This is a genomic window from Pseudomonas sp. FG29, assembly GCF_057809355.1.
In genome coordinates this window covers 1-11,023 of sequence record NZ_JBMDJU010000047.1, presented here as the reverse complement: position 1 = coordinate 11,023, position 11,023 = coordinate 1, and the positions used below count along the sequence as shown (strand labels likewise).

Sequence of the window (11,023 nt, the reverse complement as noted above, 5' to 3'; positions counted from 1 at the left end):
GGCGAAAGTTCGACCCCGAACTCCATGTCGCTTGCGTCAAATAACAGTATCTACACGCGCTCTCCCGGCAGCAGGCATGGCTCGAATCTGCGACAATCCCGCCTTTGCCCTGATTGCCCCGATCCAGATGACTGACCTCGCCACGCTGCAGAAGAACCTCGACCACGTCATGATCGCCGAGCGCCATCGTTTGCGTCGGCAACTGCATGAGCTGCAGAAGCACCCCGATGAGGCCAAGCTGGCGCAGTGGCTGGAGCGTTTTCAGGCGTCCAGCGACAAGGTGGCGGCGCGGCGCAGCAGCATCCCGACGATGCGCTACGACGATATGCTGCCGATTGCCGCCAAGCGCGACGAGATCAAGGCGGCGCTGGAGAAAAGCCAGGTGGTGGTGATCGCCGGTGAGACCGGTTCGGGCAAGACCACCCAGTTGCCGAAGATCTGCCTGGAAATCGGTCGGGGCGTGCATGGGCTGATCGGTCATACTCAGCCGCGTCGGCTGGCGGCGCGCAGTGTGGCGACACGTGTGGCCGAGGAGATCGGCACGCCGCTGGGCGAGCTGGTCGGCTATCAGGTGCGCTTCGAGGATCAGAGCAAGGATGGCACGCTGATCAAGCTGATGACCGACGGCATCCTGCTCGCCGAAACCCAGCACGACCGCTTTCTGGAAAAGTACGACACGATCATTGTCGACGAGGCGCACGAGCGTTCGCTAAACATCGACTTCCTGCTCGGCTACCTGAAGACCCTGCTGCCGCGTCGCCCGGATCTGAAGCTGATCATCACCTCGGCGACCATCGATCTGGAACGGTTCAGCAAACACTTCAACGACGCGCCGATCATCGAGGTGTCCGGTCGCACCTATCCGGTGGAAACCTGGTATCGCCCGCTGGCGGCCGAGGTGGACGAGGAGGGCGAGCGTCTGCTCGATGACCTCTCCATCGACCAAGGCATTCTCGCCGCGTTGGAGGAGATCGCCGAGCACGAGCGCAGTGTGGGCCAGCGCCCCGGCGATGTGCTGGTGTTCCTGCCCGGCGAGCGCGAGATTCGCGAGGCCGCCGAGGTGCTGCGCAAGGCTAACCTGCGCCTGACCGAGGTGCTGCCGCTGTATGCACGGCTGACGCCGGCCGAGCAGCAGAAGATTTTCGCACCCATGGCCGGGCGCAAGATTGTGCTGGCCACCAACGTGGCGGAAACCTCGCTGACCGTGCCGGGCATCCGCTACGTGATCGACAGCGGCACCGCGCGCATCAGCCGCTACAGCTACCGCGCCAAGGTGCAGCGCCTGCCCATCGAGCCGGTGTCGCAGGCCAGCGCCAACCAGCGCAAGGGCCGTTGCGGGCGGGTCGAGCCGGGTATCTGCATTCGTCTGTACAGCGAGGAAGATTTTCTCGGCCGCCCGGAATTTACCGACCCGGAGATTCTGCGCACCAACCTGGCGGCGGTGATCCTGCAGATGCTGCACCTGCGCCTGGGCAGCATCGAGGACTTCCCCTTTATCGAGCCGCCAGACGGCAAGGCCATCAGCGACGGCTTCAACCTGTTGCAGGAGCTGTCGGCGGTCAACCGCGAAAGCCAGCTCACGCCCATCGGCCGGCAACTGGCGCGCCTGCCCATCGACCCGCGCCTGGGGCGCATGGTGCTGGAAGGCGCCAAGCAGGGCAGCCTGGAGGAAATCCTCATCGTCGCCGCCGCGCTGTCGGTGCAGGACCCGCGCGAGCGACCGATGGATCGCCAGCAGGCCGCCGACCAGGCTCACGCGCAGTGGAAGGATGTGGATTCCGACTTCGCCGCGCTGATCAACCTGTGGCGCGGTTTCGAGGAAAAACGCCAGGAGCTGGGCAGCAACCCACTGCGCACCTGGTGCAAGAAGAACTTCCTCAATTACATGCGCCTGCGTGAATGGCGCGACGCGCACCGGCAACTGGTGCTGATCGCCCGTGATCTGCAGTTGATGGGCAAGGGCGGGCAGAACCGCTCGGAGGCGCAGGGCGAGCAAACGGCTAACACGCCGCAGCCGACCAAGGACACCCGCGTCAACGCCATCGCCCGTCAGCAGGCCGAGGCCACTGAGGCAGCGGTGCGGGCGAAGAACTACGCCGCCGTGCACAAGGCGATTCTCGCCGGCCTGCTCAGCCAGATCGGCCAGAAGACCGAGGAGGGCGACTACCTCGGCGCACGCCAGCGACGTTTCTGGATTCACCCGTCGAGTGTGATCGGGCGCAAGAAGCCCAACTGGATCATGGCCGCCGAGCTGGTGGAAACCACCAAGCTGTTCGCCCGCATGGTGGCGAAGATCGAACCGGACTGGATCGAACCGCTGGCGGCGCATCTGGTGAAGAAGAACCATCTGGAACCGCACTGGGAGAAGAAGCGCGGCCAGGTGGTGGCGTACGAGCAGGTCACCCTGTATGGCATGATCATCGTCGGCCGCCGCCCGGTGCATTACGGCCCCATCGACCCGCCGGTGGCGCGCGAGATGTTCATTCGCGAGGGGCTGGTGCGTGGCGAGATCAACAGCCGCATGCGCTGCCTGACCGCCAACCGCCAGTTGCTCGAACGCCTCGACGAGCTGGAGGCCAAGTCGCGTCGCCGCGACATTCTCGCCGACGAGGAAACCCTGTTCGGCTACTACGAGGCGCGCATCCCGCAGGACATCTACCAGGCCGCGAGTTTCGAGAGCTGGTACAAGAAGGGCAGCGCCGCTGACGCGCAACTGCTGATCATGCGCGAGGAAGACGCACTGGCCCGCGATGCCAAGGAAGTCACCGCCGCGCAGTACCCGGACACCTTGCGCATCGGCGAGCTGCAACTGCCGCTGAGCTATCACTTCGAGCCCAACCATCCGCGTGATGGTGTGACCCTGCGCGTGCCGGCGCCGCTGTTGCCGCAACTGCAGCCCGAGCGCCTGGAATGGCTGGTGCCGGGGCTGCTGGAAGCCAAGTGCATCGCCCTGGTACGTGGCCTGCCCAAGGCGCTACGCAAGAACTTCGTGCCGGTGCCGGACTTCGTCGGCGCGGCGCTGGGCAAGCTGGTGTTCGGCCAGGGTTCGTTGCCGCAGGCACTCGGCCAGGAGCTCTTGCGCATGACCGGCGCGCGGGTATCGGATGAGGCCTGGGCAGAGGCGGCTGAAAGCCTGGAAAACCACCTGAAGATGAACATCGAGGTGGTGGATGCGCGCGGCAAGTTCCTCGGTGAAGGCCGCGACCTGGCCGAGCTGACCGCACGTTTCGCCGAGGCCAGCCAGGCTGCGTTGGCCATTCCGCAGCAGAGCGAGAAGCCGAAAACGGTGGAGGCCAAGGCCTTCGCCGAGGTCGCCGAGAAGGCGCAGCAGAAGATCGCCGGGCTTTCCATGACGGTTTATCCGGCGTTGGTGGAGGAAGCGGGCGTGGTCAAGGAAGGGCGCTTCCCGACCCAGGCCGAGGCCGACTTCCAGCATCGCCGTGCGCTGCAACGCCTGCTGTTGCAGCAACTGGCCGAACAGGCCAAGTTCCTGCGCGGCAAGCTGCCGGGGCTGACCGAGTTGGGCCTGCTGTATCGCGATATCGGCCGCGTCGAGGCGCTGGTCGAGGACATCCTGCTGGCCAGCCTGGATGCCTGCATCCTCGAAGGTGAGGCCACGCTGCCGCGCGATGGTGCGGCGCTGGCGCAACTGGCTGAACGCAAGCGCGGCGACTGGACGGCGCATGCCGAGCGCATTGCCCGTCTGGTACTGGAGGTTCTCAAGCTGCACCATGGCTTGCAGAAGCGCTTCAAGGGCAAGATCGACCTGGCCCAGGCCATGGCGCTCAACGACATCAAGCAGCAACTGGCCAATCTGGTCTATGCCGGCTTCGTGCGCGAAACGCCGGGCGAGTGGCTCAAGGAAATCCCGCGTTATCTGAAGGCCATCGAGCAGCGCCTGGACAAGGTCGGGGCGCAGGTACAGCGTGACCGCGTATGGACGGGCGAAATCACAGGCTACTGGGAACAGTACAAGGCGCGTGCTGCCAAACATGCCCAGGAAGGCAAGCGTGACCCGCAACTCACGCTGTATCGCTGGATGCTGGAGGAGTACCGCGTGTCGCTGTTCGCCCAGCAGCTGGGCACCAAGATGGCGGTATCGGACAAACGCCTGAACAAGCAGTGGACGCTGGTTGATGCGTGATCGGCGTGGCCTGGGCTGCACTGCCCGGGCCGCCGCGGCAGGGTAGGGCGCTTGGCGCCCGATTCGAAGTGGGTTCCACTGTGAAGGTTGAAGTAAGACATGAGCGCAAAAGATGAAAACGCTGGGCTGAGCCGCAGTGGCTGCCTGGGGCTGTTTGTGTTGGGGCTGTTGTTTGTCATTTCGTTGGTCGCCGGTTTTATCTACTTCGTTACCCGCCCACAGGGTGGCGAGATCGAAGCGGGCGAGCGTGCGGCCATCGCCGCCTGCTGGGAGCGCACCAAGGGCGCAGACAGTGAGCGTGCCTTCACTGTGGAAAGCTGCCAGGAAATGGAAAAGCAGTTCCTGCGCAAGTTCGGCGAAAAACCATGAATGTGTTCAGCCGCCTGACGCTCAAGCACTTTGTGCTGGGCTTCTTTGCCGTGGTGTTGGCGGCAATCGTGTTGATCTGGTGGTTTAGCGGCGCGGCCTATCTGCGGCCCTACGCCGAGCAGACGGTTATCTTCGGCCAGGGCGAGTTGAAGCTGCCGCCTGAACTGGCCGGCCCCGGCCCGATTCGCGTGGTGCACTTCTGGGATCCGGACTGCCCCTGCAACGCGGAAACCGACGCGCACCTGCGCTACCTGATCGGCCTGCACCGCAATGCCGATGTCGAGTTCTATAGCGTGCAGAAGCCGGGCAGCAAAGGTGAGCTTGCGCCGTTCCTGCGTGGGCGGATGAAGCCCTTGCCGGGCATCGAGGGTATGGAATCGCTGCCGGCCAGCCCGGCCCTGGCGATCTGGGATCGCGACGGCAAGCTGGCTTATGCCGGGCCTTACAGCGAGGGGTTGGTGTGCAACTCCAGCAACAGCTTCGTCGAGCCGGTGCTCGATGCCCTGACCCAGGGGCGTCAGGTGTCGCTGGCCAGTGGGTTGGCGGTGGGCTGTTATTGCGCGTGGAAGTAGTGCCGTAGGCCGGTTGTGGGGCTGGGTAGGGCCATCGCGGCTGAAACGGAATGCCGCCCAGCCGCTCCTACGGGTTTACTCAAGCTCTGTAGGAGGGGCTTTAGCCGCGATGCTTTGGGGGTTGCACCATTGCCCCCGGATTGCATCCGGGCTACGCGGTTGCCTGTGGGAGGGGCTTTAGCCGCGATGCTTGTCGCGGCTGAAGCCCCTTCCACAGTTCCCACAAAAAACCGTCCTCGGATGATCCCAGCTGGCGGCAATTGCGCGAAACGGGTGCGATCTGGGCGCCTCTCGAATCGTTCGGGTAGGTAGAGCTATCGCGGCTAAAGCCGCTCCTACGGGACGGGTGTACACCTGTGGGAGCGGCTGGGCGGCATTCCGTTTCAGCCGCGATGCTTTGGGGATTGCATCACTGATCCCGGATTGCATCCGGGCTACGGGTTGCACACTGCAGGGCGATGATTCGCCGCGAGGGCGTGGCTCCTGCCGTTGCTCGCACGGTTAACCCGCAACGTCATCATCGAAGGCTGCTAGTCGATTTCTGGCCGATGTCAAGAAATGGCCCCCTTCCTGCTCAAGCAAAAAAACGAGTCAATGATTCCTGTCAATTAGCTGTCAAACAGCTCTAAAACGGGGGTGTGATCATTTGTCGCACCTTTGGCTTCTTTGCTGGGTACGTGTCGGCAAGTGTTTCAAAACTTTGCGCATATGTTGCGAAATATGTGTCTGAGGGGTGCGCAGCGGGCTTATGAGTAGGCTGCTAATTAATTGTGCGAGGCGCTTGTAGCCTTCAACATCGCGCAATCCCACTGTTCTGTCGCTTCGCTTGCATGGATGCTCAAGCTACGAGTACCTGCGGGCAGTCTTCTTGTGGGCTGCTCGGCGACCGAAGCCTGAATGTGGGAAATCACTCAGTTGAAGGTCGTGACATGAAAGAAGAGAAGTACCATCGTTTGGTGCGCTGGCTGGTGATGGCAATTGCCTTCTCAGCGCTCGGTGGATGTGACTGGGCACTGTTCAACTCGAAAGGGCAGATCGGTGTCGAGCAGGGCAACCTCATCCTGATCTCCATTGGTCTCATGCTGATCGTGGTCATTCCCGTGATCATCATGACCTTCTGGTTTGGCTGGCGTTATCGCGAGTCGAACGAGAAGGCCACCTACATGCCCGACTGGGCACATTCGCACAAGATCGAACTGGTCGTCTGGGGCGTCCCGCTGATCATCGTCGCGGTTCTGGCGGTCATCATCTGGGAAACCTCGCATTCGCTCGATCCCTATCGCCCGATCGAATCGGACAAACCCGCGCTGAACATCGAAGTCGTCTCGCTCGACTGGAAATGGCTGTTCATCTACCCGGATCAAGGCGTGGCCGTGGTCAATGAACTGGTCATCCCGGAGAAGACCCCGGTGACCTTCCACATCACCTCCGACACGGTGATGAACGCGCTGTCGATCCCGCAACTGGGCGGCATGATCTACGCCATGGGCGGCCAGCGTACCCAGCTCAACCTGATCGCCAACGAGCAGGGTGAGTTCTTCGGCCAGTCCGGCAACTTCAGCGGCGAAGGCTTCTCGGCCATGCGCTTCACCACTCACTCGGTCAGCGACGAAGGCTTCGCGCAGTGGGTCGACAAGGTCAAGCAATCGCCTGAAGTCATGGACTTCGCCACCTTCAAGCAAGTGGGGGAGCCGGGCGAGATGGTCAACCATCGCTACCCGATCTATCCGATCCGTTACTTCGGCCAGGTTGAACCGAACCTGTTCAACAAGGTGATCGGCCAGTACGTGACCCTGAAAGATTCGCATAGCACGGCCATGCGCGAAGCAGCGGAGGTGCAGGAATGAATATGTTTGGAAAACTGACTCTGGATGCGGTGCCGTATCACGAGCCGATCATCATGATCACCCTGGCCATCGTGGCGCTGGGTGGTCTGGGTCTGTTCGCGGCACTGACCTACTTCAAGAAGTGGGGCTACCTGTGGAAAGAGTGGCTCACCTCGGTGGACCACAAGAAAATCGGCGTGATGTACATCCTCGTCGGCCTGGTCATGCTGGTGCGTGGTTTCGCCGACGCCATCATGATGCGTACCCATCTGGCGATGGCGCACGGTGACGGCCAGGGCTACCTGCCGCCCGAGCACTACGACCAGATCTTCACCGCGCACGGCATCATCATGCTGATCTTCGTGGCCATGCCACTGGTCACCGGCCTGATGAACATCGTCGTGCCGCTGCAGATCGGCGCACGTGACGTGGCCTTCCCCTACCTGAACTCGCTGAGCTTCTGGCTGTTCGTCGGTGGCGCGCTGCTGATCAACCTGTCGCTGGGTCTGGGCGAGTTCGCCAAGACCGGCTGGGTGGCTTATCCGCCGTTATCAGGGATTCAGTACAGTCCAGGCGTGGGGATGGATTACTACATCTGGAGCATGCAGCTATCGGGCTTGGGTACGACCCTGACCGGGGTCAACTTCATCGCCACCATCCTCAAGATGCGTGCACCGGGCATGAGCCTGATGAAGATGCCGATCTTCACCTGGACCATTCTGGTCACCTGCGTGCTGATCTGCGGCGCCTTCCCTCCGCTGACCGCCACCCTGGCGATGCTGTCGCTCGACCGCTACCTGGATTTCCACTTCTTCACCAATGAACTGGGCGGCAACCCGATGATGTACGCCAACCTGTTCTGGGTCTGGGGTCACCCCGAGGTGTACATCCTGATCCTGCCGGCGTTCGGCGTGTTCTCCGAAGTGGTCGCGACCTTCTCGCGCAAGACTCTGTTCGGCTATGCCTCGATGGTGTGGGCAACCGCGGCCATCGGCGTGCTGTCGTTCGTGGTGTGGCTGCACCACTTCTTCACCATGGGTTCCGGTGCCAGCGTCAACGCCTTCTTCGGCATCATGACGTCGATCATCGCGATCCCGACCGGGGTGAAGATCTTCACCTGGCTGTTCACCATCTTCCGTGGCCGTCTGCAACTGAACGCCATGACCTGGATGACCCTGGGCTTCCTGGTGACCTTCTCCATCGGTGGTATGACCGGTGTGCTGATGGCGGTGCCGGCTGCTGACTTCGTGCTGCACAACAGCCTGTTCCTGATCGCCCACTTCCATAACGTGATCATCGGTGGTGCGGTGTTCGGCTACCTGGCCGGCATCATCTACTGGTTCCCGAAAGCCTTCGGTTACAAGCTGATCGACCGCTTCGGCCGTTACTCCTTCTGGTGCTGGCTGCTGGGCTTCTACTTCGCCTTCATGCCGCTGTACGTGCTGGGTTTCATGGGCATGACCCGTCGTCTGAACCACTTCGACAACCCGGCCTGGGTACCGTGGATTCAGGTGGCCGTGGTCGGCGCCGTGCTGATCGGTATCGGCATCGTCTTCACCGTGGTGCAGTTCCTCACCAGCTACGTCAAGCGCAAGGAAAACCGCGACGTGACCGGCGACCCGTGGGATGGCCGTACCCTGGAATGGGCGACTTCCTCGCCGCCCCCGTTCTACAACTTCGCGGTCATCCCGACGGCGGACAAGATCGACGCCTTCTACGAGGCGAAGAAGAACGGTGTCGAGCTGATGCCTGCGCCTGAGCACTACGAGCCGATCCACATGCCGAAGAACACCGGCAACGGCCTGGTGGTGGCAGGTTTCATCATCGCGTTCGGTTTCGCCATGATCTGGCACATCTGGTGGCTTGCCATCGTTGGCCTGGTCGGCGCTGTCGCCAGCTTCATCGTGCGTTCCTACGACGAAGACATCGACTACTACGTGCAGCCTGAAGAGATCGCTCGGATCGAGCAGGCGCACCATCAAACCAAAGCCAACGCAGTCGTACAGGCCTAACCATGACCGCTTACGAACCCCACTATTCACATGACGCTCATGGCCACGATGGCCATGAGCACCACCACGACACCAGTGGCATCAAGCTGTTCGGCTTCTGGGTTTACCTGATGACCGACCTGCTGATCTTCGCCACGGTGTTCGCCACCTTCGCGGTGCTGAGCAACTCCTTCGCCGGTGGCCCCACCGCGAAGGAAATGCTCGGCGGCGGCCTGCACCTGGTGCTGGTGGAAACCTTTGCCCTGCTGTTCTCCAGTATCACCTATGGCATGGCCATGCTCGCCACTTACCGTGGCGACAAGGGTGCCGTACTGCGCTGGCTGGGCATCACCTTCCTGTTCGGCGTGGCCTTCATCAGCATCGAGCTGTATGAGTTCCGCCACCTGATCCACGAAGGTGCCGGCCCGCAGACCAGCGCTTACTGGTCGGCGTTCTTCACCCTGGTTGGCACCCACGGTCTGCACGTCAGTGCCGGCCTGCTGTGGATGCTGGTGCTGATGTTCCAGGTTGGCAGCCGTGGCCTGACCGACACCAACAAGACCCGCGTGGGGCTGCTCAGCCTGTTCTGGCACTTCCTCGACGTGGTGTGGATCTGCGTGTTTACCGTCGTCTACCTGATGGGGGTGCTGTAAATGGCTCACCAAGACAATCACGCCGCTCACGCCGTGGGCTTCAAGGACTACCTGACCGGTTTCATCCTGTCGGTGATCCTCACCGTGATTCCCTTCGCCCTGGTCATGCACCCTGAAGTGCTGGGTCTGAGCCGTGGCGCGACCCTGATCACCGTGGTGCTGTTCGGTCTGGTACAGGTTCTTGTTCACCTCGTGTATTTCCTGCACTTGAAAACGGACGAGGAAGGCCGCTGGAACGTGATTTCGATGATCTTCACCGTGTTGATCATCGCGTTCGTGGTGGGCCTGTCGGTCTGGATCATGTGGAGCATGCACTATCACATGATGATCAACTGATGCTGGCGCTCCTGAAGCAGTACCTCAACCTCGCCAAGCCGGGCATCGTCTTCGGGAATCTGATTTCCGTGACGGGTGGTTTCTTCCTGGCTTCGCGCGGCGATGCGAACCTGGCGCTGTACCTTGCGACAGCGCTCGGGGTTTCGTTGGTGATCGCCTCAGGCTGCGTGTTCAACAACTACATCGATAGGGACATCGACCAGAAGATGGAGCGGACGCGCAATCGCGTTCTGGCGCAGGGGCTGGTGTCCCCTGTGCACGCCATCGTCTATGCCTGCGTGCTCGGGGTAGCGGGGGTGGCACTGCTGTACGCCGCCACCAACACCCTGGCGGTGATGCTGGTGCTCATGGGCTTCGTGGTCTACGTCGGCCTCTACAGCCTGTGGCTCAAGCGTGGCTCGGTGTACGGCACCCTGGTCGGCAGCCTGTCCGGGGCGGCTCCGCCCGTGGTCGGCTACTGCGCGGTGAGCAACGAGTTCGACGCTGGCGCCGCCATCTTGTTGTTGATCTTCAGCCTGTGGCAGATGCCGCATTCCTATGCCATCGCCATCTTCCGTTTCAATGACTACCAGGCCGCGAACATCCCGGTGCTGCCCGTCATCAAGGGGATCTCGGCTGCCAAGCGGCAGATCGTGCTGTACATCGCCGCCTTCGTGGTCGCGACCCTGATGCTGACGCTCAGTGGCTACGCCGGTTACAGCTACTTCGTGGTCGCCGCGCTGAGCGGTGCCTACTGGCTGTGGATGGGCGTGTCGGGCTACAAGGCCGCCGATGATCGAGTGTGGGCGCGCAAGCTGTTCACCTTCTCCATCGTCACCATCACCATGCTCAGCGTGATGATGTCGGTGGATTTCATCTCCTCGCCCGAACAGGTATTGGTGACCTCCATCAATCACCTGTGCAGCCAGTTCGCCGGCAGCGCGCAGGGCATCTGCGCAGTGGTCGCCGGTATCTGACCTCGGCACTGTGGGAGGGGCTTTGGCCGCGCTTGTCGCCGCTGAAGCGCCTCCCACGGTGTTCGGGACGTAGGATGGATGTCGCTTTGCACATCCACCATCCGGTGGATCGATGAAGCGTGATCCACCCTTGTATTTTGTTTTTGCTCAAGTCGCTCTTGAGCACAAGGCACCCG

At 62.0% G+C, this 11,023-nt stretch carries 8 protein-coding genes; all 8 read left to right on the top strand.

All coding sequences use genetic code 11. From position 1 onward, the window contains the following. Positions 1-127 precede the first annotated feature (127 nt). The 8 genes from hrpA to cyoE all read left to right on the top strand — a co-directional run bounded on the left by hrpA (position 128) and on the right by cyoE (position 10,847). The gene (hrpA, locus tag ACODS1_RS24020; protein WP_489087626.1) at positions 128-4,144 is read left to right on the top strand and encodes an ATP-dependent RNA helicase HrpA; all 4,017 of its coding nucleotides are present in this window, start codon (positions 128-130) and stop codon (positions 4,142-4,144) included. Positions 4,145-4,243: 99 nt separating this feature from the next. After that, a complete protein-coding gene (locus ACODS1_RS24015; RefSeq protein WP_061243263.1) occupies positions 4,244-4,513 on the top strand; it encodes a hypothetical protein in 270 nt (89 codons plus the stop codon). Then, positions 4,510-5,085, top strand: a complete 576-nt coding sequence (locus ACODS1_RS24010; protein WP_489087625.1) for a DUF6436 domain-containing protein — start codon at positions 4,510-4,512, stop codon at positions 5,083-5,085. Before ACODS1_RS24015 ends, ACODS1_RS24010 begins: the two co-directional genes overlap by 4 nt. A gap of 929 nt (positions 5,086-6,014) precedes the next feature. Further along, positions 6,015-6,932, top strand: coding sequence for a ubiquinol oxidase subunit II (cyoA, locus tag ACODS1_RS24005; protein ID WP_322979327.1), 918 nt, complete (start codon positions 6,015-6,017; stop codon positions 6,930-6,932). Positions 6,933-6,934: 2 nt separating this feature from the next. Beyond that, positions 6,935-8,923: a cytochrome o ubiquinol oxidase subunit I gene (gene cyoB, locus ACODS1_RS24000; protein ID WP_322979335.1), complete on the top strand. Its 1,989-nt coding sequence runs from the start codon at positions 6,935-6,937 to the stop codon at positions 8,921-8,923. A 2-nt stretch (positions 8,924-8,925) separates the two neighbouring features. Next, on the top strand, positions 8,926-9,555 hold the full coding sequence (gene cyoC, locus ACODS1_RS23995; RefSeq protein ID WP_322979326.1) for a cytochrome o ubiquinol oxidase subunit III: 630 nt from the start codon (positions 8,926-8,928) through the stop codon (positions 9,553-9,555). Then, the gene (gene cyoD / locus ACODS1_RS23990; protein ID WP_143510363.1) at positions 9,556-9,891 is read left to right on the top strand and encodes a cytochrome o ubiquinol oxidase subunit IV; all 336 of its coding nucleotides are present in this window, start codon (positions 9,556-9,558) and stop codon (positions 9,889-9,891) included. Then, the gene (gene cyoE, locus ACODS1_RS23985; RefSeq protein ID WP_322979325.1) at positions 9,891-10,847 is read left to right on the top strand and encodes a heme o synthase; all 957 of its coding nucleotides are present in this window, start codon (positions 9,891-9,893) and stop codon (positions 10,845-10,847) included. The genes cyoD and cyoE overlap by 1 nt, the downstream gene beginning before the upstream one ends. Positions 10,848-11,023 lie beyond the last annotated feature (176 nt).

Excerpts from the sequence above, each read along its gene's own strand:
- hrpA (WP_489087626.1), top strand. The coding sequence starts at position 128 with ATGACTGACCTCGCCACGCTGCAGAAGAACCTCGACCACGTCATGATC.
- ACODS1_RS24015 (WP_061243263.1), top strand. The coding sequence starts at position 4,244 with ATGAGCGCAAAAGATGAAAACGCTGGGCTGAGCCGCAGTGGCTGCCTG.
- ACODS1_RS24010 (WP_489087625.1), top strand. The coding sequence starts at position 4,510 with ATGAATGTGTTCAGCCGCCTGACGCTCAAGCACTTTGTGCTGGGCTTC.
- cyoA (WP_322979327.1), top strand. The coding sequence starts at position 6,015 with ATGAAAGAAGAGAAGTACCATCGTTTGGTGCGCTGGCTGGTGATGGCA.
- cyoB (WP_322979335.1), top strand. The coding sequence starts at position 6,935 with ATGTTTGGAAAACTGACTCTGGATGCGGTGCCGTATCACGAGCCGATC.
- cyoC (WP_322979326.1), top strand. The coding sequence starts at position 8,926 with ATGACCGCTTACGAACCCCACTATTCACATGACGCTCATGGCCACGAT.
- cyoD (WP_143510363.1), top strand. The coding sequence starts at position 9,556 with ATGGCTCACCAAGACAATCACGCCGCTCACGCCGTGGGCTTCAAGGAC.
- cyoE (WP_322979325.1), top strand. The coding sequence starts at position 9,891 with ATGCTGGCGCTCCTGAAGCAGTACCTCAACCTCGCCAAGCCGGGCATC.